24 protein-coding genes are annotated in these 24393 nt (G+C 70.6%); 11 read left to right on the forward strand and 13 right to left on the reverse strand.

Annotated elements, in window-relative coordinates:
* Window positions 1-6 precede the first annotated feature (6 nt).
* The 3 genes from GGQ83_RS02425 to GGQ83_RS02435 are packed head-to-tail and all read left to right on the forward strand — an operon-like array spanning window position 7 to window position 2962.
* Entirely contained in the window at window positions 7-1125 is a 1119-nt protein-coding gene (locus GGQ83_RS02425; protein WP_184382000.1) for an HlyD family efflux transporter periplasmic adaptor subunit, read from the forward strand.
* Window positions 1125-2291, forward strand: a complete 1167-nt coding sequence (locus GGQ83_RS02430) for an FtsX-like permease family protein (RefSeq protein ID WP_184382001.1) — start codon at window positions 1125-1127, stop codon at window positions 2289-2291. Before GGQ83_RS02425 ends, GGQ83_RS02430 begins: the two co-directional genes overlap by 1 nt.
* The gene (locus GGQ83_RS02435; RefSeq protein ID WP_184382002.1) at window positions 2291-2962 is read left to right on the forward strand and encodes an ATP-binding cassette domain-containing protein; all 672 of its coding nucleotides are present in this window, start codon (window positions 2291-2293) and stop codon (window positions 2960-2962) included. Before GGQ83_RS02430 ends, GGQ83_RS02435 begins: the two co-directional genes overlap by 1 nt.
* Here GGQ83_RS02435 and GGQ83_RS02440 read toward each other — a convergent pair.
* Window positions 2949-3710, reverse strand: a complete 762-nt coding sequence (locus GGQ83_RS02440) for an N-acyl homoserine lactonase family protein (RefSeq protein WP_184382003.1) — start codon at window positions 3708-3710, stop codon at window positions 2949-2951. The two genes, GGQ83_RS02435 and GGQ83_RS02440, sit on opposite strands and share 14 nt — an antisense overlap.
* 89 nt (window positions 3711-3799) lie before the next feature.
* On the opposite strand from GGQ83_RS02440, the gene GGQ83_RS02445 reads away from it, so the two are divergent.
* Entirely contained in the window at window positions 3800-4930 is a 1131-nt protein-coding gene (locus GGQ83_RS02445; protein ID WP_184382004.1) for an alcohol dehydrogenase catalytic domain-containing protein, read from the forward strand.
* Window positions 4931-5183: 253 nt separating this feature from the next.
* Here the strand turns inward: GGQ83_RS02445 and GGQ83_RS02450 are convergent, their stop codons facing one another.
* The 4 genes from GGQ83_RS02450 to GGQ83_RS02465 form a co-directional block, all read right to left on the reverse strand.
* Entirely contained in the window at window positions 5184-6371 is a 1188-nt protein-coding gene (locus tag GGQ83_RS02450) for a vWA domain-containing protein (RefSeq protein ID WP_184382005.1), read from the reverse strand.
* 3 nt (window positions 6372-6374) lie between these two features.
* Window positions 6375-7220 carry an AAA family ATPase gene (locus tag GGQ83_RS02455; RefSeq protein ID WP_242534834.1) on the reverse strand — a complete coding sequence of 282 codons (846 nt, stop codon included), beginning with the start codon at window positions 7218-7220 and terminating at the stop codon, window positions 6375-6377.
* Window positions 7221-7398: 178 nt separating this feature from the next.
* Entirely contained in the window at window positions 7399-7884 is a 486-nt protein-coding gene (locus GGQ83_RS02460) for an RNA pyrophosphohydrolase (RefSeq protein ID WP_184382007.1), read from the reverse strand.
* A complete protein-coding gene (locus tag GGQ83_RS02465) occupies window positions 7881-8846 on the reverse strand; it encodes a divergent polysaccharide deacetylase family protein (protein WP_184382008.1) in 966 nt (321 codons plus the stop codon). The genes GGQ83_RS02460 and GGQ83_RS02465 overlap by 4 nt, the downstream gene beginning before the upstream one ends.
* A gap of 172 nt (window positions 8847-9018) precedes the next feature.
* Here GGQ83_RS02465 and GGQ83_RS02470 point away from each other — a divergent pair, with 172 nt between their 5' ends.
* Window positions 9019-9531 (forward strand): hypothetical protein, encoded by a 513-nt coding sequence (locus tag GGQ83_RS02470; protein ID WP_184382009.1) that lies wholly within the window; start codon window positions 9019-9021, stop codon window positions 9529-9531.
* A gap of 156 nt (window positions 9532-9687) precedes the next feature.
* Here the strand turns inward: GGQ83_RS02470 and GGQ83_RS02475 are convergent, their stop codons facing one another.
* Window positions 9688-11082, reverse strand: a complete 1395-nt coding sequence (locus tag GGQ83_RS02475; protein ID WP_184382010.1) for a S41 family peptidase — start codon at window positions 11080-11082, stop codon at window positions 9688-9690.
* Window positions 11083-11286: 204 nt separating this feature from the next.
* Here GGQ83_RS02475 and GGQ83_RS02480 point away from each other — a divergent pair, with 204 nt between their 5' ends.
* Complete coding sequence (locus GGQ83_RS02480) at window positions 11287-12834, forward strand: serine hydrolase domain-containing protein (RefSeq protein ID WP_184382011.1); 1548 nt, start codon at window positions 11287-11289, stop codon at window positions 12832-12834.
* A gap of 77 nt (window positions 12835-12911) precedes the next feature.
* Complete coding sequence (locus GGQ83_RS02485) at window positions 12912-13553, forward strand: acyltransferase (RefSeq protein ID WP_184382012.1); 642 nt, start codon at window positions 12912-12914, stop codon at window positions 13551-13553.
* A gap of 4 nt (window positions 13554-13557) precedes the next feature.
* Here the strand turns inward: GGQ83_RS02485 and GGQ83_RS02490 are convergent, their stop codons facing one another.
* Window positions 13558-14769, reverse strand: a complete 1212-nt coding sequence (locus GGQ83_RS02490) for a pyridoxal-phosphate-dependent aminotransferase family protein (RefSeq protein WP_184382013.1) — start codon at window positions 14767-14769, stop codon at window positions 13558-13560.
* Between the two features lie 136 nt (window positions 14770-14905).
* Between GGQ83_RS02490 and GGQ83_RS02495 the strand changes: the two genes are divergently transcribed.
* On the forward strand, window positions 14906-15838 hold the full coding sequence (locus tag GGQ83_RS02495; protein WP_184382014.1) for a class I SAM-dependent methyltransferase: 933 nt from the start codon (window positions 14906-14908) through the stop codon (window positions 15836-15838).
* A 3-nt stretch (window positions 15839-15841) separates the two neighbouring features.
* On the opposite strand, the gene GGQ83_RS02500 is transcribed toward GGQ83_RS02495, so the two are convergent.
* Entirely contained in the window at window positions 15842-16144 is a 303-nt protein-coding gene (locus GGQ83_RS02500) for a hypothetical protein (protein WP_184382015.1), read from the reverse strand.
* 52 nt (window positions 16145-16196) lie between these two features.
* On the opposite strand from GGQ83_RS02500, the gene GGQ83_RS02505 reads away from it, so the two are divergent.
* Window positions 16197-16610, forward strand: a complete 414-nt coding sequence (locus tag GGQ83_RS02505) for a DUF3574 domain-containing protein (RefSeq protein WP_184382016.1) — start codon at window positions 16197-16199, stop codon at window positions 16608-16610.
* Window positions 16611-16634: 24 nt separating this feature from the next.
* Here the strand turns inward: GGQ83_RS02505 and GGQ83_RS02510 are convergent, their stop codons facing one another.
* From GGQ83_RS02510 to GGQ83_RS02530, 5 genes are all read right to left on the reverse strand, one after another.
* Window positions 16635-17720 (reverse strand): malate/lactate/ureidoglycolate dehydrogenase, encoded by a 1086-nt coding sequence (locus GGQ83_RS02510; RefSeq protein ID WP_242534835.1) that lies wholly within the window; start codon window positions 17718-17720, stop codon window positions 16635-16637.
* 47 nt (window positions 17721-17767) lie between these two features.
* Window positions 17768-18868: an ABC transporter ATP-binding protein gene (locus GGQ83_RS02515; RefSeq protein ID WP_184382017.1), complete on the reverse strand. Its 1101-nt coding sequence runs from the start codon at window positions 18866-18868 to the stop codon at window positions 17768-17770.
* A gap of 76 nt (window positions 18869-18944) precedes the next feature.
* Complete coding sequence (locus GGQ83_RS02520) at window positions 18945-19841, reverse strand: carbohydrate ABC transporter permease (protein WP_184382018.1); 897 nt, start codon at window positions 19839-19841, stop codon at window positions 18945-18947.
* Window positions 19841-20773: a carbohydrate ABC transporter permease gene (locus GGQ83_RS02525; RefSeq protein WP_184382019.1), complete on the reverse strand. Its 933-nt coding sequence runs from the start codon at window positions 20771-20773 to the stop codon at window positions 19841-19843. Before GGQ83_RS02525 ends, GGQ83_RS02520 begins: the two co-directional genes overlap by 1 nt.
* Window positions 20774-20836: 63 nt before the next feature.
* Window positions 20837-22195 carry an ABC transporter substrate-binding protein gene (locus GGQ83_RS02530; RefSeq protein WP_184382020.1) on the reverse strand — a complete coding sequence of 453 codons (1359 nt, stop codon included), beginning with the start codon at window positions 22193-22195 and terminating at the stop codon, window positions 20837-20839.
* A 123-nt stretch (window positions 22196-22318) separates the two neighbouring features.
* On the opposite strand from GGQ83_RS02530, the gene GGQ83_RS02535 reads away from it, so the two are divergent.
* Complete coding sequence (locus GGQ83_RS02535; RefSeq protein ID WP_184382021.1) at window positions 22319-23428, forward strand: NAD(P)/FAD-dependent oxidoreductase; 1110 nt, start codon at window positions 22319-22321, stop codon at window positions 23426-23428.
* Window positions 23425-24393, forward strand: a complete 969-nt coding sequence (locus GGQ83_RS02540; RefSeq protein WP_184382022.1) for a threonine ammonia-lyase — start codon at window positions 23425-23427, stop codon at window positions 24391-24393. Before GGQ83_RS02535 ends, GGQ83_RS02540 begins: the two co-directional genes overlap by 4 nt.

Here is a 24393-nt window from a genome sequence, read left to right on the forward strand (position 1 = left end):
TGGTGCGTGGCCCTCGATACCACCCGTGACGGCGACTTGCCGATGGAGGTGGCGCGTCCCCTCGCGCGCCGCCGCCTCGGCTGGCTCGGCGGGCTGCTCGCGGCGCTGGCCGTGGGCGCCGTGGCCGTCATGGCCTGGCCACGCCCCGCCCCCCCGCCCGCAGCCCCCGCTGCGGACAGCGGCCCAGCCCGGTCCGTGGAGGGCGGGCCCTCCCCCGTGCTCGCCATCGGCAGGCTGGTGCCGCGCAGCCGCGTCATCACCATCGCTCCCCCCTTCGGCGGTGGTGATGCGCGGCTGGCGGAGCTTCGGGTGCGCGAAGGCGACACGGTGGAGGAGGGCGCCATCCTCGCCACGCTCGACAGCGCGCCTTCCCTCGCCGCCGCCCTGGCCGCCGCCGAGGCGCAGCGCGCCCAGCGCGAGGCGGCGCTGGCGCAGACCCTGCTCGCCGTCGCCACCAGCCTGGCCGAGGCGGAGGCCGCCCTGGCCCGCGCCGAGGCCTCGCTCCCCGTGCTGCGCCGCGACCTGGAGCGCGCCGAGGCCCTGGCCGCGCGCGGCGCCACCCCCGCCCAGACGCTGGACCAGCGGCGCCTGGCCCACGCCCAGGCCGAGCAGGACGCCGCCCGCGCCCGCGCCGCACTGGCCCGCCACGCCGGCCCGCCCGAGGCGCAGCCGGATATCCTGCTGGCGCGCCGCAACCTCGACACCGCCGCCGCCGAGCGCGACCGCGCCGCCGCCGACCTGGCCCGCGCCACCATCCGCGCCCCCAGCGCGGGCACGGTGCTGACCCTGCACGCCCGCCCCGGCGAGCGGCCGGGCAATGCCGGGCTGATGACCTTCGCCCGGCTCGACGACATGATCGCGGAGATCGAGGTGCATGAGGACCGCGTGGCCCGCCTGCGCCCGGGCGCGCCGGTCACGCTGGTCTCGCCCGCGCTGGAGGCGCCTCTGCACGGCACGCTGGACCATCTGGGCCGCGAGGTGCAGCGCCAGACCGTGACGGACCCCAGCCCCGCCGCCGCCACCGATGCGCGCGTGGTGCGCGCCGTGGTGGCGCTGGAGGGCGAGGCGGCCCGGCGCGCCGCAACGCTGGTCAACCTCCAGGTCACGGCGCGGATCGGGCCGTGATGGCGCTCGCCACGCGGCTGCTGGGGCGGCTGCCCATCGGCTGGCTGCAGCTCGCGCACCGGCGCGGGCGTTTCCTCGCCGCCATCCTGGGCGTGGGCTTCGCCAACCTGCTGGTCTTCATGCAGCTGGGCTTCATGGGCGCGCTGACCAGCACCGTCGGCCTTCCCTATGCTGCGCTGGACGCCGACATCCTGATCCAGGCCCCCGACGCAAACACGCTGACCGATGGCAGCCCCCTGCCGCGCCAGCGCATGCTGGACGCGCTGGCCGTGCCCGGCGTCGCCGCCGCCGCGCCCGTCTTCATGGGCAAGCTGGAATGGCGCTCGGCCGATGGGTCGGCCCGCTCGCTCGACGTGATGGGGGTGGACCCGCGCCTGCCCTCGCTGCGCGCGCTGGAGGGGCGGCGCGACGTGCTGACGCTGCCCGGCGCGGCCTTCATCGACCGCGCCACGCGCAACGTCCCGCCCGAGGTCTTCGCCGGCCTCGATGCCGGCACGCCGCAGCGCTTCGAATTCCAGGGCCGCGGCCTGACGCTGCACGGCAGCTTCACCATCGGCGGCAGCTTCAGCGGCGATGGCTGGCTGGTGATGTCGGACCAGAGCTTCGTGACCCTGTTCCGCAATCGCTCGCTCCCTGCGCCGAACCTGATCCTGGTGCGCGCCGCGCCGGGGCAGGACGTGCCGGCGCTGGCCGCGCGGATCAACGCGGCCCTGCCCGGCCCCGACGCGGTGGCCCGGCCCATCGCCACGGCGCTGGCGCGCGACCAGGCCTTCCAGACCACGCAGCGCCCGGTCGGCATCATCTTCGGCATGGGCGTGCTGATGGGCGCGCTGGTGGGCATCATCATCGTCTACCAGGTGCTGTCCTCGGACGTGGCGGACCATCTGCGCGAATACGCGACGATGAAGGCGATGGGCTACCGGCAGGGCTTCTTCCTCGGCATCATCATGGAGCAGGCGGTGGTGCTGGCGAGTCTGGGCTTCATCCCCGGCAGCCTCATGGCCTACGGCCTCTACGCGCTGCTGACGGCGGTGACGGGCATTGACGTGCTGATGCCGCCCGAACGGCTGCTGGGCGTCTTCGCGGGCACGGTGGTGATGTGCGTGGCCTCCGGCGCCCTCGCCACGCGGCGCCTGGCCCGCGCCGATCCGGCGGAACTGTTCTGATGGAACCGGCCATCATGGTGCGCGGCCTCGACCACCATTTCGGCGCGGGCGAGGCGCGGCGGCAGGTGCTGTTCGGCCTCGACCTGGACATCGCGCGCGGGGCGCTGGTGGTGCTGATGGGTGCCTCCGGCTCCGGCAAGACCACGTTGCTGACGCTGCTGGGCGGGCTGCGGTCCGTGCAGGCCGGCTCGGTGCGGGTGCTGGGGCGCGAGATGGCCGGCGCCTCCGCCACCGCGCTGGCCGGGGCGCGGCGCCGCATGGGCTTCATCTTCCAGGCGCACAACCTGCATGAGAGCCTGACGGCGGTGCAGAATGTCCGCCTCGCCCTCGACGTGCACGGCGCGGTGCCGCAAGCCGAGGCCGCCGCGGCCCGCGCCCTGTCGCTGGTGGGGTTGGAAGACCGCCTGCATTACCACCCGGCCCGGCTTTCCGGCGGGCAGAAGCAGCGCGTGGCGGTGGCGCGCGCGCTGGCCGGCAGCCCCGAGATCATCTTCGCCGACGAACCCACCGCCGCGCTGGACGCGGAGAACGGCCTGGCCGTGGTGGCGCTGCTGAAGCGGCTGGGCGCGGCGCGCGGCACCACCACGCTGATGGTGACGCATGACAACCGCGTGCTGGACCTGGCCGACCGCATCGTGACGATGCGCGACGGGCGGCTCATGCCAGCCTGACGATGCCCGGCGCCACCTCCTCGTGCCGCGCCATCACCTCCGGGTCATGCCCCGGGATGACGTGTTCGCCCAGCCTGGGCAGCAGGGCCAGCGCGTCGAGGTAGTCCTTCACGTTCACCACCACCGGGAAGGGGTTCCCGGTGCGCGCATTGGCCGCGAAGTGCATGGCGTCCGAGGCCAGCACCACCCAGCCCTTCCGCGTGTGCACCCGCACCACCTGCAGCCCCGGCGCATGCCCGCCCACCTGGCGGACGGTGATGCCGGGCGCGACCTCGCCCTCCTGCTCGTGGAAGCACACGCGGTCGGCGTAGAGCAGGCGGACGAAGCCCACCACATGCTCCACGTCATAGGCGCGGCGCAGGAAGGGTTGGCACATGCAGGGGCCGGTGGCGTGCGCGATTTCGCAGGGCTGGGCGTGGAAGCGCGCACGGGGAAATTTGCCGAAGTTGCCGGCGTGGTCCCAGTGCAGGTGGGTGGAGACCACATCCTCCACTTGCGTCGCGTCCACGCCGATGGCGGCCAGGCTTTCCGCCGGGCAGCGCAGGAAGTCATTGCCGCGCGCGGCGCAGGTGGCGGCGTCGGCGCCGCTGTCCACCACCACCGCGCGCCCATCCTTCACCGCGCACCAGATGAAGAAGTCCATCGGCATGGCGGCGTCATGCGGATCACCGCTGGCGGTGATGAAATTGTCCCGCGCAAGCCGGCGCGGGTTTGTGGCGTAGCGGATGGCGTAGAGGTCCCAGGTCATTGGCGCGTTCTCCCCACATGTCTCCCTGGGCGTGATGCTGGACAGCCGGGCACTCGACGTCCAGCCTTGTGGGCAGGAAGGAAACGAACATGCGAATGAAGGCCGCCGTGCTCTATGCCCAGGGGCTGCCACGCCCCTATGCCGAGACCCATCCGCTTTCCGTCGAGGAGGTGGAACTCGCACCCCCCGGCCCCGGCGAGGTGCTGATCGAGATCGCGGCCGCCGGCCTCTGCCATTCGGACCTTTCCACCATCGAGAACCAGCGCCCGCGCCCGCTGCCCATCATCATCGGGCATGAGGGCGCGGGCATCGTGCGCGAATGCGGGCCTGGCGTGACGGGCCTCCAACCCGGCGACCATGTGGTGGCGCTGTTCGTCACCAGCTGCGGCGAATGCCGGGACTGCGCGCGCGGCAAGCCCAATATCTGCGGCGCCTCCTTCGACGCGCGGGCGCGTGGCACGCTGATGTCCGGCGCGCGGCGCCTGGCGCGGCTGAACGGCGGGGCCGTGAACCACAATTCCGGCCTGTCGCTCTTCGCGCAATATGCGGTGGTGATGCGCGACAGCCTGGTGAAGATCGACCAGGACATCCCGCTGGAGGACGCCGCCATCTTCGGCTGCGCGGTGATGACCGGCGCGGGGGCGGTTTTCAACACCGCGCGCCTGCGCCCGGGCGGCGAGGTCGCCATCGTCGGCCTGGGCGGCGTGGGGATGAGCGCGCTGCTGGGTGCCGTGGCCGCCGGGGCCGCGCGCATCGTGGCGGTAGACCGCAGCCCAGCGAAGCTGGCGCTCGCACGGCAATGGGGCGCCACCGACGCCTTCCTGGCGGATGACGACTGCGTGGCCACGGTGCGCGAGGCGACGCGCGGCGGGTTGGACACCGTGATCGAGACGGCCGGCGTGATCCCCGCGCTGGAACTCGCCATGGCCATCACCGCGCGCGGCGGCGAGACCATCACGGCCGGGCTGCCCAATGTGAATGCGCGCCTCTCCGTCGCACCCGCCGCCATGGTGAGCGAGGAACGCAGCCTGCGCACCAGCTACATGGGAAGCTGCGTGCCCAAGCGCGACCTGCCGCTGATGCTGGACCTCTACCGGAGGGGGAAGCTGCCGGTGGACCGGTTGCGGTCGGGCTTCGTCACGCTGGAAGGAATGAACGAGGGCTTCGATCGGCTGGCGGAGGGGAGTGTGCTGCGGCAGATCCTGCGGCCGAACGGGTAGTTGTTCTGGACTTTCCCGCGCGCGCGGGGGCATGGTGACGGCCGCGAATGGGCGCGCTGCGCCCGCCGCGACCATCACGGGTAAGATGGTAAGATGGTAAGATGGTAAGATGGTAAGATAGTAAGATAGTAAGATGGTAAGGCGCGGCCGGCGCTATCGCAGCGGCCGATTCACGCCGCCGGCTGCGCCAGCGACGATCGGACGCTACCGCAGCGGCCGATTCACGCCCCGGCTGCGCCGGCACGATCGGACGCTACCGCAGCGCCCGCGCCACCCCATCCAACCCCTCCAGCGTCATCGGGAACATACGCCCCTCCACCGCGTCGTGGATGAGGTTGATGGAGGTGGTGTAGCCCCAATGCTTCTGGGGCGTCGGGTTGATCCAGGCGACGCGGCGGAAGTGCGACGTGATGCGATGCAGCCAGACCTTTCCCGCCTCCTCGTTCCAATGCTCCACGCTGCCGCCCGGCTCCACAATCTCATAGGGCGCCATCGAGGCATCGCCGACGAAGACCACGCGCCAGTCGGGGCCATAGGTGCGGAGCACGTCCCAGGTCGTCACCGTCTGCTCGGCGCGGCGGCGGTTGGACTTCCAGAACCGCTCATAGGGGCAGTTGTGGAAGTAGAGGTGGACCAGGTGCTTGAACTCGGACTTGGCCGCGCTGAACAGCTCCTCGGACGCCATCACGTGGTCGTCCATGGACCCGCCGATGTCCAGCAGCAGCAGCACCTTCACGGCGTTGCGCCGCTCGGGCCGCATCTTGAGGTCGAGCGTGCCGGCATTGCGCGCGGTGGCGCCGATGGTGCCGTCCACGTCCAGCTCATTCGCCTCCCCCTGGCGGGCGAAACGGCGCAGCTTGCGGAGCGCCAGCTTCATCGCGCGCGAACCGAGCGCGGCCTCGTCGTCCAGGTCGCGGAACTCGCGCTTGTCCCAGACCTTCACGGCGCGGCGCTGGCGCCCGCCCTCCTGGCCGATGCGCACGCCCTCGGGGTTGTAGCCCTCGGCACCGAAGGGCGAGGTGCCGTTCGTGCCGATCATGCGGTTGCCGCCCTGGTGGCGCTTCTTCTGCTCGGCCAGGCGTTCGCGCAGAGTCTCCATCAGCTTCTCGAAGCCGCCCATGGCCTTGATCTTGGCCATCTCCTCGGCGGTGAACATGCGCTCGGCCAGCTTCTTCAGCCATTCCTCGGGCAGTTCGCGCTGGATGACTTCGCCGGTCAGGGTGGTGGGCGGTTCGAGGCCCTTGAACACCTCACCGAAGACGCGGTCGAAGCGGTCCAAATGCCGCTCATCCTTCACCAGCGTGGTGCGCGCCAGATAGTAGAAATCATCAATGTCGTAGTCGGCGACACCCGCCTTCATCGCGCCCATCAGCGCCAGCCATTCCGTGATGGAAGCGGGCAGGCCGGCCTTTCGCAATTCCAGGATGAAGGGCGCGAACATGGCCTATCTCCGCGCGCGGGAGAGGAAGGCCAGCCGCTCGAACAGGTGCACGTCCTGCTCGTTCTTCAGCAGCGCGCCATAGAGCGGCGGGATGGCGACCTTCGCATCGCTGGTCCGCAGCGCCTCGGGGGGCATGTCCTCGATCATCAGCAGCTTCAGCCAGTCCAGCAATTCGCTGGTGGCGGGCTTCTTCTTGAGTTCGTTCACCTCGCGGATCTGGAAGAAGACGTTCAGTGCCTCGCGCGCGAGATCACTCCGCAGGTCGGGGTAGTGCGAGGCCAGGATGCGCTCCATCGTCTCGCGGTCGGGGAAGCGGATGAAGTGGAAGAAGCAGCGGCGCAGGAAGGCGTCCGGCAGCTCCTTCTCGTTGTTCGAGGTGATGATGACGATGGGCCGGTGCCGCGCCACCACCGTCTGCTTCGTCTCGTAGACATGGAACTGCATGCGGTCGAGTTCGAGCAGCAGGTCGTTCGGGAATTCGATGTCCGCCTTGTCGATCTCGTCGATCAGCAGCACCACCGGAGTCTCGTACTCGAAGGCCTCCCAGAGCTTGCCCTTGATGATGTAGTTGGAGATGTCGCGCACCCGCTCATCGCCCAGCTGCCCGTCGCGCAGACGGCTCACGGCATCGTATTCATAGAGCCCCTGTTGCGCCTTGGTGGTGGACTTGATGTGCCACTCGATCAGCGGGATGCCGAGGCTGCGCGCCACCTCCTGCGCCAGCACGGTCTTTCCCGTGCCGGGCTCGCCCTTCACCAGCAGGGGGCGTTGCAGGGCCACGGCGGCGTTGACGGCCACCTCCAGCTCGCGCGGGGCGATGTAGCGCTCGGTGCTCTGGAATTTTTGCAAGGCGGGGCGTCCTTCAGGCTTCGCCCCCATGTTCGCGCGTTGCGCGGCGGCCGCAAGTGCCGGCCTTATCCAAGCGACGGATTCACCGCTCCGGCGTGGCCGCCTCCGCGGATCCGGCGCTACGCTGTTTGAGCGACGGATTCACCGCTCCGGCGTGGCCGCCTCCGCGGATCCGGCGCTACGCGGCAAACCGCGCGAAATCCACCGCCAGCCGCTCATAGATCGCACGCTTGAAGGGCACCGCCATGGACGGCAGCTCGGCCAGGGGCGCCCAGCGCCAGGCGTCGAATTCCGGGTGCGGGTCCAGGTCGAGGCGGATGTCCGCATCCACCCCCAGGAAGCGCAGCGCGAACCATTTCTGCTTCTGCCCGCGCCATTTGCCGCCCAGCGCCTTGCCCAGCAGCTCGGGCGGCAGGTCATAGGTCAGCCATTCGGGGTGCTCGGCCAGGATTTCGGCATGGGCGGTGCCCACCTCCTCCTCCAGCTCGCGCAGGACGGCCACGGCGGGGTCCTCGCCCTCGTCCATGCCGCCCTGGGGCAATTGCCAGCCGCCGGCCGCGCCCTCGGCATTGGGCATGTCGGCGCGGCGGGCCACCAGGATCAGGCCCTGCGGGTTGAACAGCACGGCGCCCACATTGGGGCGGTAGGGCAGGCTCACGGTCAATTCTCCGGACGGGGCGGCAACATCAGCGCCGAGGGCGGCACCAGCACAAGCCCCCGCGCGGCCACGGCCGCCGCCCAGGCCGAGACACGCTCCACCGCCACCGGCGTCGCCTCGCCCAGATAGCCCATGGCCGAGCCCCGCTCGCGTGCCGCGCGTTCCAGCTGGGACAGGCGCAGCTCGATCTCGGCGCGGGTGGAGGGCGCGTCCAGCACCACATCCACGCTGCGCCCCCAGACGAGGGGCGGGGCCGGCTGGCCCGGGCGCGGGTCTATGTAGAGAAAACCCGCCGCCTCCACCCCGCGCTGCATGGCCTCGAACTGGTCGGGCAGGGCGGCGAAGCGCTCGCCGCGCAGGGGGCCCAGCGCGCCCACCACCCCCACATGCCCGCCATGGCGCCGCAGCAGCCATTCGAGGCGCTGGGCATTTTCGGCGCGCGGGAGGCCCGTCAGCAGGGCGCGGGGGCCGGGGTCGTTCAGGGGGAAGCCGGTGGGCTCAAGCGGCAGGGCCAGCAGCGTCTCGAAGCCGCGCAGCCGGGCCTGCTGCAGCAGGGGCCCTGGCTCGGTCGCATAGGGGCTGAAGGCGAGGCCCACCGCCACGGGCAGGGACTGGATGGCCTGGGCCGTGACCTCCGTGCTCATCCCCAGGCCGCCGGCGATGATGGCGACCGGAATGCGCCCCTGGGCGGCGGGGGCGGGGCGCGCGAAGGCAAGGCGCGGCGGCGTGGCGGGCGGGGCCGCGACGGGGGGTGGGGGTGGCGGCTCGGGCGCGGCCTCCGGCGGCGGCTCCGGGGTCATGGTGTCCGGCGGCGACTCGGTGACCACCTCCTCCCCGGCCGGCGGGGGGCCGAGCGCGACCAGCACCACCCCGCCGCCCAGCAACGCCACCAGAAGGGCGGCCCAGAACAGGCCCAGCAGGCGCCAGCCCGATGTGCGGCGCGCCACGGGTTCCGGCCCTTCAGCCACGGCGCGGGTCGGGCGGGGTCAGGAGTGGGCGCATGGGGCTGGATTCACCGGATTGCGTGAAGATTTTCGCAACGGCGGCGCTGAAACACCAGCCCGGCGGCCCGCCCATGATATCGTTCCATGACACGGAGCCACGGCGCCGGGCCACCACCGGCGCCTGATCGGAACGCCCATGGACCCGCAGATTTTCGCAGACGCCCTGCTCTCGCCCGCGCCCCATGCCGGGATTCCGCGGGACCAATGGATCTTCGAGCCCTTCATCGGCAGCTGGGCGCTGGAGGTGCGGTGGTACGGACCCGACAAGGCCCTGATCCGCGAGGAGGAGGGCGAGTGGCATTTCGCGCGGGTGCTGGAAGGCCGCGGCATACAGGATGTCTGGGTCGTCCCGCCGCGCGGCCAGCGTGAGGTCAGCGCCTATGAATACGGCACCAGCCTGCGCTTCCATGACCCGGCCCTCGGCGCCTGGCGCTCCACCTGGATCGGCCCCATGCACGGCGCCGTCCTGACCTTCACGGCCCGGCGAAACGGCGATGCCGTGGTGCTGGAGACGACGCCGGACGTGGCACCCGCCCGCCGCTGGAGCTTCCGCGACATCACACCCTCCGCCTTCACCTGGGTGCATGAGGCGCTGGAGGGTGGGGAATGGCGCCTGGTCCAGAGCTTCGCGGCGCGACGCACGGCTTAGGGCGCCCGCTTCACGCCCCCGGCGAATGCCGAAGGCAATCGGACGCTTGCCCTGCGGCCGATTCACGCCTCCGGTGATTCCACCGAAGGCGATCGGATGCTGGCCTCGCGGCCGATTCACGCCTCCGGTGTTCCACCGAAGGCGATCGGACGCTGGCTAGCGCTGCGCCCGGCGCGGCGGGTTGGCCACCAGGCCGCGCACCAGAACCAGCCCCTGCTGGAGCTGGAAATCCGTCTCCGGCCGGGTCAGGTCCAGCGTCGGGAAGCCCTCGGGCGGCTCGCGCTGGATGCGGTCGGCCAAGCCAGCCGGCAGGTTCAGCGGTGCCGGCTGCACGGTGGGCGGGGTGGCGGGCGTGGTCGTCTCGGCCCGCAGCGCGCGGCGCAGGTTGGATTCCCGGTCGCGCTCGCGCTGGGGGTTGGCCTCGGCCGTCGTGGTGGCGGCGCGGCTGGCCAGCACCTCCACATCCGGCTCGATCCCCGTCGCCTGGATGGAACGGCCCGAAGGCGTGTAGTAGCGCGCGGTGGTGATGCGGATAGCGCCGTTGTTGCCGCCCAGCGGCATAACGGTCTGCACCGAGCCCTTGCCGAAGCTGCGCACGCCCAGGATGACGGCGCGGCGGTGGTCCTGCAGCGCGCCGGCCACGATCTCGCTGGCCGAGGCGCTGCCGCCATTCACCAGCACCACCATGGGCAGGCCGTTCGCGATGTCGCCGCTGCGCGCGTTCCAGCGCTGCGCGTCCTCGCTGCGGCGGGCGCGGGTGGAGACGATCTCGCCCTGGTCGAGGAAGCTGTCCGTCACCTGCACCGCCTGGTCCAGCAGCCCGCCCGGATTGTTCCGCAGGTCCAGGATCAGGCCGCGTAGGTTGTTGCCGGCCTGCTGGCGCAGGGTGGACAGGGCGCGGCGGACATTGGCCTCGGTCTGCTCGTTGAAGGAGGTGACGCGGATGTAGCCGATGTCGTTCCCCTCCATCCGGAAGCGGACGATCTGCGGCCGGATCACGTCGCGGACGATGGTGAGCTCGATGGCGGTGGGCGTGTTCTCGCGCCGGATGGTCAGGCGCAGCGAGGTCCCGCGCTCACCGCGCATGGTGTCCACGGCCTCCTGCAGGGTCATGCCCTGGGTGGAATTGCCGTTGAGGTGGGTGATGTTGTCGCCGGGACGGATGCCCGCGCGCGCCGCCGGCGTCTCGTCGATCGGCGAGATGACGCGGATGTAGCCGCCCTCCTGCGTCACCTCGATGCCCAGGCCGCCGAACTCGCCGCGCGTCTGCACCTGCATGTCGCGGAAATTGCGGGGGTTGAGATAGGCGCTGTGCGGGTCGAGCCCAGTCAGCATCCCGTTGATGGCGTTCTCCACCAGGTCCCGGTCCTGCACGGGCTCGACATATTCGGCGCGGACGCGGGCGAAGACGTCGCCGAAGAGCTGCAACAGCCGGTAGGTCTCGGCCCGGCCGCCATCCGGCTGCGCGATGGCGCCCACGAACGGCCCGGCCAGGATGCCGGCCGCGAAGGCACCCGCGAGGGCGGTGGCAGTGCGCAGCTTCAACTTCATCGGGCAGGCCCCATTTCTTCCGTGAACACGACGGTCGGTGGGCAGGATATACCTCCGGGCCGGTGGCGGGAACGGCGCAGTTGCAGGCAACCCTCCGCCGCAGCATGTGGCCCGGCGGTCCGGGCGCACAACCCCGCCGTGTTTCCGCCATGGCGCGTGTGGCGGGAAACATTGTAAGGATTTGTTGCCTGGGAGTTTACATGAATGCGTGATCTCGACCTGCTGCGGCTGGAGCGGCGCGTCGGTCAAATGCTGGTGCCGCTGGTGGAGACGCCGGGCGCCACGGTGGGCGTCTCGCGCGACGGCATGCTGCTGCTGCGGCGGTCCGCGGGCCTGGCTTCGCTGGAGCTGCATGCGCCCATCGGCATCCCCACCACCTTCCGCATCGCCTCCGTTTCCAAGCAGTTCACCTGCGCCGCCATCCTGATGCTGGCGCGCGATGGGCTGCTGCGGCTGGACGACACGCTGGGCAGCCACCTGCCCTGGCTGCCCGCCGCACTCGGCGCCGTGACGCTGGACCAGGCCATGCGCAATGCCGGCGGGCTGCGCGACGTGCTGGAACTGGCGCGGCTGGGCGGCGCGGACCTGGCCACGCCGGTGACCGAGGTGGAGCTGGACGCCCTCATCGCCCGGCAGGAGGGGCTGAACTTCGCCCCCAACACCCGCTTCCTCTATTCCAACACGGGCTTCCGCCTGCTGGGCCAGGTGGTGGAGCGCGTGGCGCGGCAGTCGTTGGCGGTGTTCCTGGAACGGCGCATCTTCGGCCCGCTGGGCATGACGCGCACCCGCCACACGCCGGACCTCGCGGTGCCCGTGCCGGGGCTGGCCACCGGTTACCTGCCCGATGGCGCCGGGGGCTGGCGCCGCGCGCCGCATGGCTTCCCGCTGGGGGGCGAGGGCGGCCTGGTCTCCGGCGTGGAGGATCTGGCGCTCTGGGCGCGCTGTCTCTCCCTCGGTTCGCTCCAGTCGGAGCTGGAGGGGATGATCGAGGAGACGGCGCCCTTCGCCAATGGCGCCATGAACCGCTACGCGCGCGGGCTGGAGGTGGAGAACTGGCGCGGCATCCAGACCGTCAGCCATGGCGGGCTCTGGCCCGGCTACAAGACCGCCTTCCTGCGCGTGCCGGAACGGCGGCTGACCGTCATCGTCATCACGAACAATGCCTCGCTCGATCCGCACCACATGGCCCTGCAGGTGCTGGAGGCCGCCCTCCAGGGCGACCCCGCCCTGCGCCCGCCGCCGCCGCACATTCCCAGCGACGGCATGGCCGGGACCTGGCTCTGCGAGGAGGCGGGGCTGTCGCTGGACATCGCGGCGGACCTCCAGGCGCGCATGCATGGCGTGTCCTTCACGCTGATTCCGGGCGAGGATGGCCGCTTCGTCGCGCGGCGCGGCGCCTTCCCCTTCCACGTGGCACCCCCGCGCGACGGCGTGCTGGAAGTCGAGATGGATGCCGGCCAGGTGCTGCGCTTCCGCCGCGCCGAAGCCGCGCCCCTGCCCGCGCTGGACGGCGACTGGCATTGCGCCGAACTCGGCGCGCGCTGGTGCATCGAGGGCGAGGCGCTGCACGCCCATGGCCCGCTGCGCAATGCCGGGCCGTGGCGCCTCTCGGCGCTGTCGCCGCGGCATCTGCGGGTGCACATGCCCTCGGTGCTGTTCGAGGGCTGGGCGGATGCGGTGCTGGCCGCGGATGGCCGTTCGCTGGTGGTGAACACCGCCCGGACGCGCGGCCTGGTGTTCGAACGCCGCTGAGCGCCCGCGGGGGCGTTTCCCCGGACGCGAAGCTTCGCTAGGTTGTCCGTGTGGCCGACCTAGACGCCTTCAAGTTGATGTCTCGCCCGCCCCTTGTTCGGCCGCGCGCCCGCGCGTGGCTGCCCTGGCACCCGGCGGTGCTGCCGCTGCGCGGCAACCGGGTGCGCGGGCCGGGCCTGGGCCCCTTCCTGCTGCGCGCCGCCACCCTCTTCGACCATGGCGCCACGAACAACCGCATCACCGTGGGGCCCGGCTTCCACAACCGCGGCCTGGTGGTGATGGTGGTGGGGCATGGCAACGAGTTGCGCATCGGCGCGGACGTGGCCTGGGGCGGCCTCATCAGCCTCTATGGCGACGGGCTGGTGGTCGAGATCGGCGACCGCTGCGACGCCAAGGGCGTGCGGCTGATCGCGCACCATGCCGATGTGCGGATCGGCGCGGATTGCCTGTTCGCGAAGGGCATCGAAATCCGCTCCTCCGACATCCACAAGCTGCGCGACCGCGCCAGCGGTGAGCGGCTGAACCCGCCCGCGCCGGTGGCCATCGGCCGGCAGGTGTGGGTGGCCGGCGGCGCCTTCATCGGCAAGGGCGTCACGGTGCCCGATGGCTGCGTGGTGGGCGCCCACGCCGTACTGACCCGCCCCTTCACCGAGCGGGATTGCGTGCTGGCCGGACAGCCGGCGCGCGTCGTGCGGCAGGGGGTGGTCTGGGAGCGGTGAGGCCTCAGGCCGACTTCGCGTAGACCTCCAGCGCCACCTGCACGCCGCCCTTGGCGTGCGGCACGCCGGCGATCTCCATGGCCATCTCGACCGCGCCCAGCGCGCCGATCACCATGGGTTCGTTCAAATCGCCCAGGTGGCCGATGCGGAAGACGCGGCCGCCCAGCTTGCCCAGGCCGCCGCCCAGCGAGACGTTGAAGCGTTCGAGCGCCACGCGCCGCAGGTCGTCGGCGTTGTGGCCCTCGGGCATCAGGATGGCGGTGACGCTGTCCGACCAGCGCTCGGGGTTCTGGCAGAAGAGCTGCGGGCCATTGTTGCCCGACCAGTGCTGCACCGCCGCGCGCACGCCGGCCGCCAGGCGCGCATGGCGGGCGAAGACGTTCTCCAGCCCTTCCTCCTCCAGCATCAGGCGCAGCGATTCCTGCAGGCCGTAGAAGAGCGTGATGGGAACGGTGCCGACGAAGCTCTTGTGGCGGCGGCCGAGCATCTCAGTCCAGTCGAAATAGTGGCGCGGATGGGTGCTGGCGCGGTGCGCGGCCAGGGCCTTTTCCGAGGCGCCGTTGAAGCTGAAGCCGGTGGGCAGCATCAGCCCCTTCTGGCTGCCGCCCACGCAGACATCCACGCCCCATTCGTCCATCCGGAAATCATAGGAGCCGAGGGAGGAGATGGTGTCCGCCATCAGCAGCGCCGGGTGGTTCACGCGGTCCATGGCGGCGCGGATCTGCTCGATGGGCAGGCGCGTGCCGGCGGCGGTCTCATTGTGGACGGCGCAGACGGCCTTGATGCGGTGCTGCGTGTCGGCGGCCAGCGCGGCCTCGATCGCCGCGATGTCGCAGCCGCGGCGCCAGTCGGCGGCCACCATCTGCACCTCGAAGCCCAGCGTGCCGCACATCTTGGCCCAACTGTCGGAGAAATACCCCGTCTCCGGGATCAGCACGAGGTCGCCGGGCGACAGCGTGTTGACCAGGGATGCCTCCCAGGCGCCATGGCCCGAGGCGGTGTAGAAGAAGATGTGCTGCTCGGTCTTGAGCACCTTCTTGAGGCCCGCCACGCAGGCGTCATAGACGGCGAGGAAGTTCGGGTCGTTGAAGTCCATGCTGGCCCGCGCGGTGGCGAGCAGGACGGAATCGGGGATGTTGGTCGGCCCCGGATTGGCGAAGAACAGGCGCCCGCGGGCCGTGGGGCGCGCGGGCTTGTGGGGGGTGCTTCCGTCCATGGGGGCTGTTCTTTCTGCGTGCGGCGTTCCGCCCAGTTAAGGACGGAACGCGGGCCGGTTCAACGGCCGCCTACCTGCTTCCCGTCGGGTGCGAAATACTTGGCGCGGGCCGGCCGCTCGCCTGTAGGCTCAACTTATGGTCACAGATTCGCTTGCCCATCCTCGCCTCTATGTCTCCCCGGAAGACGATGCCCGCCAGGACATCGAGGTGGGCGATTTCCGGGGCCGTTCGCTGCTGCTGGCGCAGCCTGGCGCGAAGGTGCTGGAAATCGGCGCGGGCTACGCGCCGCTGTTCCGGAAGGCGGACGGGTATGACGTCCGCATCATCGACCACCTTCCCACCGCCGCGCTGATCGAGAAGTATCGCGGGCTGGGCGTGGATACCTCGCGCATCGAGCAGGTGGACCATGTGTGGCATGGGGAGCCCATTCCCGAACTGGTGGGCGGCCGCCGCTTCGACATCGTCTACGCATCGCATGTGGTCGAGCATTCGACCGACCTCGTGGCCTTCCTGACCGGGGCGATGGAGGTGCTGGAGGAAACCGGCGCCATCGTGCTGCTGGTGCCCGACAAGCGCTATTGCTTCGACTATTTCCAGCCGATGACCGACACCGCCAAGGTGCTGGCCGACGCGCACCGCAAGGCCACGCGGCACAGCTTCGAAAGCCTCTACCGCGAGGAGATGCAGGTCGTCGCGCAACAGAGTGGCGCGCAGCACATCGCCTGGTGGCCGGGCCCGGTGAGCGATTTTCAGCTGATGCGGTCGGACCCGCGCGCGCGGCTGGCTTCCACGCGCGCGCATGTGGCGGGCACGGACTACGTCGACGCGCACGAGTATTTCTTCATCCCGTCCACCTTCAACCTGATCGTGGACGAGCTGAACTTCCTGGGCGTGCTGCCGCTGCGGCTCTCGCTGCTGACGCGGGCGCGGGGCTGCGAGTTCATGGCGGTGCTGACCCGCGCGCCGCTCGGCCGCATGACGGCCGAGGAGTTCCTCGCCGCCAAGCGGATTCTGGCCCTGCGCGCGGTGCGCGAGCAGCTGGAGGCCTTCCGGGAGGTCTCCGGCTGAAGCTCAGCGCTCCAGCCGGATGCCCGTCTGGGCCACCACGGCGCGGTACTTCTCCAGCTCCGCCTGCAGGAAATCCCGCGTGACCTCGGGCGTGTTGGGGCCGGTCCAGGGCGCCACGCCGGCCTGGATGAGGCGCGAGGCGATGTCGGTGGACCCACCTGGCGCGAAGCCCACCGAGATGGAGACCGGGCGTTCGGGAAATGCCTGCGCGGCCGCCACGAGGGGCGTGAGCAGCAGGGAACAGGCGAGGGCCGCGCGGCGCAGCAGCATGAAGGTTTCTCCCTTGGTGATTTCTTCTGTCCGCACCAAAGCGCGGGATGGTGGGCGGGGCAAGCCTGGACGCGCTAGGCTGCCGGCCATGACGCCCTTCCGCTGCCTGATCCCGCTGCTGCTGCTGGCCGCCTGCGCCACGCCGCAGCCCCCTGCCGCCTGCCCGCCCGGCCTGCAACAGGCCACGGTGGCGGAGGCCTATTTCGGCCGCACCTCGCCCGCCCGCGCCGAGATCACGGAGGAGGAATGGCGCGGCTTCCTGGCCGACACCGTCACCCCCGCCTTCCCCGACGGGCTGACGGCGCTGGACGGCGCGGGCCAGTGGCGCGACGCCCGGGGCCGCATCCTGCTGGAGCGCAGCAAGGTGCTGGTCCTGGTGCTGCCGGGCACCGACCCGGCCGCCGCACGGGCGCGGCTGCTGCCCGTGGAGAATGCGTGGAAGGCGCGCTTCAACCAGCAATCCGTGTTGACGGTGCTGCGCGGGGCCTGCGTGTCGTTCTGACGCGCCGCCCCGAACGGGGTGGATTTACGGCCCGTTGATGCCCAGCCCCGCCGCCGTGTCGAGGATGCTCTGCCAGGTCTCACGCGTGATGGGCACGCCGCTCACCATGCGTTCCGCGCGGCGGGTCTTCTCCGGCTCGCCGGGGGCCAGCACGGGGGCGTCGGCGTCAATGGGCCGGCAGGACTTCACCCAGTCCAGGTAGTTCTGCGCGGCCTCGTGGAAGGCGGCTTCATCGGCGAAATGGCTGGGCGAGAGGTAGATGGACAGCATCCCGTTCGCGATGCGCCCGCGCTCCGTGATGGGGCCGGAGCAGCCGCCGCCCGTCAGCGCGCCCGCCAGCAATTCGCACATGAAGGCGAGGCCAGACCCCTTGTGGTCGCCGAAGGCGCGGATGGCGCCGGTGCCGCCCGAGGGGTTGCGCGGGCCGACCTCGGGGTAGTCGCCATAGAGGGTGTGCGGGTCGCCGGACATCCGCCCATCGGCCGTGACCAGCGCGTTCTCCGGCAGCGCCTTGCCGCCATTGCTGGCCACCAGCACCTTGCCCTCGGCCACGAAGGAGGTGGCGAAGTCCAGGATCACGGGGCCGGAGGGCAGCTTCACGCCCACGCTGAAGGGGGCGGTCGAGAAGCGGCGTTCCGCGCCGCCGAAGGGCGCCACCAGCACGCTGCCCGCCACGTTCACGAAATGCACCGAGATCAGGCCCTGTTCCGCCGCCATCTCGGCATAGTCGCCGGTGCGGCCGATATGGCCGGCGTTGCGCAGCCCCACGATGCAGCAGCCCTGGGCCAGCGCGCGCGCGATGCCGAATTCCGCCGCCTGCTGCGCCACCGTCTGGCCGAAGCCGAACTTGCCATCCAGCAGGGCGAAGGCGCCGCCATCGGTCACCACCTCGACCTTCTGGCCCGCGACGACATGGCCCGCCTTCTGCCATTCGACATAGCGCGGCACGCGCACCACGCCGTGGCTGTCATGGCCCGAGAGGTTGGCGCCCACCAGGTGGTTCGAGATGCGCGCCGCCTCGGTGGCGCTGCAGCCGGAGGCCGCGAAGATGCGCGTGACGAAGCCTTCCAGCTCCTCCACCGGGATGTACATGTAGTCGGGCTCGGCCATGGGTGTTTCCTCCTGCCGCGGAGACTGCGCCGTGCAGGGTTGCGGGTCTAGACCACCCGCCCGCTCTCCGGGTCCAGCAGGTGCATGTGCGCCATGTCGGCCGTCAGGCGCAGCGGCGCGCCGGGGCTGGCGCTGAGTGTGGGGTCGATGCGCGCGCAGAGGTCGCGCGCCTCGCCCATGTGGAAATGCACCAGCGTCTCCATGCCCATGGGCTCGATCACCTCGGGCTGTATGGCGATGTCGGCATAGGTGCCGCGGCCCTCGCGCGGTTCGGTCAGGTGCTCGGGGCGCAGGCCCAGCAGCACGGCGCGGCCGGCATGGGGCTTGTAGCGCGCGGTGCGATCCTCCGGCACGGGCAGCACGCTGCCATCGGCCAGCACCAGGTTCAGCGCCGCTGCGCCATTCTCCAGCCGCGCGGGGATGAAATTCATCGCCGGGCTGCCGATGAAGCCGGCCACGAAGCGCGTGGCGGGACGGTGATAGAGTTCCTGCGGCGGCCCCACCTGCTCGATGATGCCGTGGTTCATCACCACCACGCGGTCCGCCAGCGTCATCGCCTCCACCTGGTCGTGGGTGACATAGACGGTGGTGGTCTTCACCGTCTGGTGCACCTTCTTGATCTCTGTCCGCATCTGCACGCGCAGCTTGGCGTCGAGGTTGGACAGCGGCTCGTCGAACAGGAACACCTTCGGGTCGCGCACGATGGCGCGGCCCATGGCCACGCGCTGACGCTGCCCACCCGAGAGCGCCTTGGGCTTGCGGTCCAGCAGCACCGTGATGTCGAGGATGCGCGCCGCTTCCTTCACGCGGCGGTCGATCTCGGCCTTGGGAAATTTCCGCAGCAGCAGGCCAAAGGCCATGTTGTCGTAGACCGACATGTGCGGATACAGCGCGTAGTTCTGGAACACCATCGCGATGTCGCGGTCACGCGGCGGGATGTCGTTCACCACCGTGCCGCCGATGGAAATCTCGCCGGAGGTGATCTCCTCCAGCCCCGCGATCATGCGCAGCGTGGTGGACTTCCCGCAGCCGGAGGGGCCGACCAGCACGCAGAACTCATGGTCCGCGATCTCGAGGTCGATGCCCTTCACGGCCTGCACGTCGCCCTCATAGGCCTTGACGATCTTTCGCAGCGAAACCTCAGCCATGGAATGTCCCTATTCTTGCGCCGGCCGATTCACGCCTCCGCGCCATGCGGCGCTATGACGATCGGACGGCAGACGCTCAACCCTTTGTCGCGCCGGCCGTCAGGCCCGCGATGTAGTAGTCCATCAGGAACGCGTAGATGACGACCGGCGGCAGCGCCGCCATCAGCGCGCCCGCCATGATCTGCCCCCAGGCGAAGGTGTCGGCGCGCACCAGCTGGGACACCACGCCGATGGTCAGCGGCATCTGGTCCGGCGTGGTGACGAAGGCGGTGGGATAGACGAAGGCCGCCCAGGACACGGTGAAGGCGAAGATGGTGGCCGCGATGATGCCGGGCAGCGCGACGGGGATGAAGATCTTGATCAGCATCTGCGGCCAGGTGGCGCCATCAATCAACGCGGCCTCGTCCAACTCCTTCGGGATGGAGGCGAAGTAGCCGATCATGATCCAGGTGCAGAAGGGCACGGTCAGCGTCGGATAGACCAGCACCAGCCCCCAGATGGAGTTCAGCAGCCCCAGCCCGCCCACGATCTGATAGAGCGGGATGAACAGCAGCGTGTCCGGCACCAGGTAGGTGAGGAAGACGCCCGTCGCCAGCGCCTGGCTGCCCCAGAAGCGCATCCGCGCCAGCGCGAAGGCCGCCAGCACCGAGACCACCATCGTGATCGCCACCACGCAGCCCGTGATGATGAGGCTGTTCAGCATGAAGCGCTGGAACATCGGGCTGGTGAGGATGGCGACGAAATTGTCCAGCGTCGGGTTCCGCACCAGCCATGGGCTGCCCGTCATCCCCGCGATCTCGGCGCTGCCCTTCAGGCTCGTGATCAGCATGTAGAAGGGCGGCGCCAGGAAGATGATCGCGGCCACCGTCAGGCTGGCATAGGCCACCCACAACGCCCAGCGCCGCTCCGCCCGCAGGCTGCCGGCCTTGTGGTAGATGCCGGGTAGTTCCCGGTTGGCGGCGGTGGCCGACATCACATCTGCTCCTTGTTGCGGCGGACCACGCCGCGCAGGACGAAGAAGGCGCACAGCGCCAACAGCGGCAGCATGAAGAGCGACACCGCCGCCCCACGCGGGATGTTCCCCGACAGGATGCCCACCTGGAAGGCGTAGGACGCAAACACGTGTGTCAGGTCGCGCGGGCCTCCATTGGTCAGCACGCGCACGATGTCGTAGTTCGCGAAGGTGACGATGAGGCTGAACAGCACCGTGATGGAGATGATGTTCGCCATCATCGGCAGCGTGACGTAGCGCAGCCGCTGGAAGCCCGTGGCGCCATCTATGGCCGCCGCTTCATAGAGCTGCTCCGGCACCGATTTCAGCGCGGCCAGGTACATGATCATGAAGAAGGGCGCGCCGATCCAGACGTTCACCATGATGATGGCGATGCGCGCCCACCAATGGTGGCCCAGCCACGGCACCTCCGGCACCGAGATCACGGCCAGCAGCCAGTTGATCGAGGAGTAGGAGGGGTCGAACATCCACCACCAGCCCAGCGTGGACAGCGCGGGCGGAATCACCCAGGGCACCAGCAGCATGCCGCGCCACTTGCGCTGCCCCTTGTCGGGGATGTCGTGCAGCATGTGCGCCAGCCAGAAGCCGATCAGCGCCTTCAGCAGCACCGCCGTGATGGCGAAGAAGCAGGACTGGAAGGCGACCATCCAGAAGGTCTCGCTTTCCAGCAGGATCTCGTAGTTCAGCGTGCCGACGAACTCGGTCATGCGCCGGTTCAGCATGGACAGGTAGATGGCGTAGAAGGCCGGATAGGCGACCAGGCCGATGATGATGACCAGCAGCGGCGTGGTCATCAGCAAAGCGATCGAGGAGCGTCGCCGCGCGAAGCGCTGCAGGCTGTTGGGCGCGCCGCGCCGAAGGGCCACGCCGGCCAGGCTGCCATCGGCTGCCATGCTCAATTCCCCTTGCTGCTGCGGGGGCGCGGGCGGGCCTGTCCCGCCCGCGCCATGGGGCACTCAGCCGCCGCGGCGGATGGTGTTCAGCTCGCGCTCCAGCCAGGCCAGCGCCTGGTCCACCGTCTCGCCGCCCTGGTTCACGCGGGCCACGACCTTGGTGTTCAGCGCCTGCTGGTAGGCCTGCACCGCGAATTCGGCGGGTGCCGGCGCCTGGGCCACGCTCGCGCGCGCGTTGTGGTGCTCGCGCAGCGGGTAGTTGTAGACAGTGCCGACGGGCGGGCCCTCATTCGCCCACACCGCGAAGTCGCTCATGCTGCTGAAGGGCGGGATGTCATACCCGTTCGAGGTGTTGGTCTGCTTCTCGGCCGAGGACCGCTCGCTCAGGAATTCCAGCAGTTGCTTCGCCGGCCCCTTGTTGCGGCTGAAGGCCCAGATGCCCCAGAAATACGGCAGGTAGGGCACGAAGCGGCCCTCCGGCCCGGCCGGCATCGGCACCGTCCAGCACTTCTCGGCCACCTGCGGCGCGTCGCGCTTCGCCACCGCCCAGGCCGAGGGCGGGTTGAAGATCAGCGCCGAGCGGCCGGAGATCAGCGCGCGGTTGTTCGCCCCGTCATCCCAGGCCCAGACATCGTTGGGCAGGAAGCGCGACAGGCGCACCAGGTATTCCACCGCCGTCTTGAGCTTGGCGTTGCCCCGCACGGTCACGTTGCCGCGCGCATCCATCATGGACGCCCCAAACGAGGCGAGGATGGCGCCCACCGTGTCCACCGCATCGGTGAAGCTGCCCATGGGCATGCCGAAGGGCACGCCGGCCGCGTGGCATTTCTCGGCGGCCGCCAGGAAGGTGTCCCAGTTCCAGCTGTCGGCGCCGGGGCCGCGGCGGTTCTCGGCCGGCCACATGGCGCGGATGTCGATGCCCGCATGCTGCTCCAGCAGGTCGAAGCGGACGCAGGCGGGCTTCATCTGCGTGCCCGAGACGGCGGGGATGGCGCGCCAGGTGCCGCGGATCTTGCCCAGGTATTCCGCCGCGTCGTTCACCGGGCCGTATTTGCCGATGAGGCGGCCCATCACATCGTCCACCGGCTCCAGCAGGTCCGCCTTCGCGGCCGGCTCCCAGGTCGGGAAGGAGAGCAGGTCATGCCCCGAGCGGCTCTGCGCCTGGGCCGCGATGGTCAGCAGGTTCTGGTTGCCGACCGAGGTGATGAAGTCCACCTGCACGTTCACGCGGTTCTGCTGGCCCCATTCGGCGCAGAGCTCACGGATGGCGCCATTGCCGGCGGGCACCCAATGGTCCCAGAAGCCGCAGCGCAGCGTGGTGGTGGGCTGGGCGAAGACGGCGGGCGCAGAGAGCGTGCCCGCGGCAAAAGCAGTCGCACCCGCGCCCAACAGGGCACGGCGCGACAGATCCTTGTCTGCCATCTTGAACTCTCCTCCAGTGCTTTTTCTTCCGCGGTCTTCGCCGCTGGAACGAAGCCTAGTCATGCCGTGATCCCCATTGCAACGGCTTGCTGCAATTTCATGGTCCGACCAGGATGCGCGCCCATGAGCACCCTGTTTTCCGACGCGCTGGTCATCGGCGCGGGCATCGCCGGCGCGACCGCCGGCGCGCATCTCGTCGCCACGCACCGCGTGGCCCTTCTGGAGGCGGAGGAGGTGGCGGGCTACCACACCACCGGCCGCTCCGCCGCCATCTGGATCCTGAACTATGGCACCGCGGATGCGCGCATCCTGACCGGCGCGTCCCGCGCCTTCTTCGAGGCGCCGCCGGAGGGCTTCGCGGACGCGCCCCTGGCCCATCCCCGCGCCATCCTGAACCTGGCCGACGCCGCGCAGCTTCCCCACCTGGAGGGGACGCTGGCCGAGGGCATCGGCCTGGAACGCCTCAGCGTGGATCAGGCCCGCGCCCTGGTCCCCGCCATCCGCGCCGACTACGCGGTCGCCGCCACCATCGAGCGCGATGCCTTCGACATTGACGTGGCCGCGCTGCACCAGGGCTTCCTCAAGCAGATCAAGGCGGCGGGCGGGGTGCTGGCGTTGCGGCACCGCGCGGGCCGCATCTGGCGCGCGAACGGCCTCTGGCATGCCGAGGCCACCACCGGCGAAATCCACGCCGCCCCCGTTCTGGTGAACGCCGCCGGCGCCTGGGGCGATGTGGTGGCGGGCCTCGCCGAGGTCGCGCCCATCGGCCTGCAGCCCAAGCGCCGCACCGCGCTGATCGTGGACCCGGGCCAATACGACAGCACGCAGTGGCCGCTGGTGGGTGATGTGGGTCACAGCTGGTATGTGCGGCCCGAGGCACGGCGCAAGCTGATGGTCAGCCCTGCCGACGAGACCGACACCGAGCCCTGCGACGCCCAGCCCGACGAACTCGACGTCGCCATCGCCGTGGACCGGATGCAGCAGGCGCTGGACATTCCCGTGCACCGCGTGGAGCACCGCTGGGCCGGGCTGCGCACCTTCACGCCCGACCGGGGGCTGGCCATCGGGGCGGGCGCTGCGCCCGGCTTCTTCTGGCTGTGCGGGCAGGGGGGCTATGGCATCCAGACCGCGCCCGCCGCGGGCCGCCTGCTGGCCCACCTGGTGCGCGGCACGGAGCCCGAGCCCGACATCAAGGGCGCCATCCGCCCCACCGACCCGAGGCGCTTCGCATGAGCCTGCCCGAATTCTCCGACGTCCAGGCCGCCGCCACGCGCCTCGCTGGCCGCATCCGCCGCACCCCCATGCTGCGCCACCGCGCGCTGGACGAAGCGGCGGGCGGCGTGATGCTGGTGAAGCCCGAACCGCTCCAGATCACGGCCAGCTTCAAGCTGCGCGGCGCCACCAATGCCGCGCTGCAACTGCCGGAGGGCGCGCGCGGCGTGGTGACGCATTCCTCCGGCAATCACGGCCAGGCGACGGCGGCGGCGGCGCATGCGCTGGGCCTGCGGGCGCTGATCGCCATGCCCGCGGACGCCGCGCAGGTGAAGGTGGACGCGACCCGCGCCTGGGGTGCGGAGATCCATCGCTTCGACCGCCACGGCACGGACCGCGAGGCGATGGTGGAGGAACTGGCGCAACGTCACGGCCTGCACATCATCCCGCCCTATGACCACCCGCATGTCATCGCCGGCCAGGGCACGGCCATGCTGGAACTCATCGAGGATGCTCGGGCGGCGGGCCTCACGCCCGAGCAATTCGCCATCTGCACGGGCGGCGGGGGCTTGCTGGCGGGTAGCGCGCTGTCCATTGCCGCGCTGTGCCCCGAGGCGCGCATCTTCGCGGTGGAGCCGGAGGGGTGGGATGACACCACGCGCTCGCTCCGCGCCGGCCAGCGCCTGCCCAATGACCTGCGCGGCACCAACTACTGCGACGCGCTGCTGGCGAAGGAGCCGGGCGTGCTGACCTTCGCCATCAACCAGCGCCTGGTCAGCGGCGGGCTGGTGGTCAGCGAGGCCGAGGTCCGCGCCGCCATGCGCTTCGCGTTCACGCACCTCAAGCTGGTGGTGGAGCCGGGCGGGGCGGTGGCGCTGGCGGCGGTGCTGGCCGGGAAGCTGCCGACGCAGGGGAAGACCACCGCCATCATCCTCAGCGGCGGCAATGTGGACCCCGCCGTGTTCAGCGAAGCGCTGGCGGCGTGA

Origin of the sequence: Roseococcus suduntuyensis, from assembly GCF_014196305.1 — a bacterium.
Lineage (GTDB): Bacteria > Pseudomonadota > Alphaproteobacteria > Acetobacterales > Acetobacteraceae > Roseococcus > Roseococcus suduntuyensis.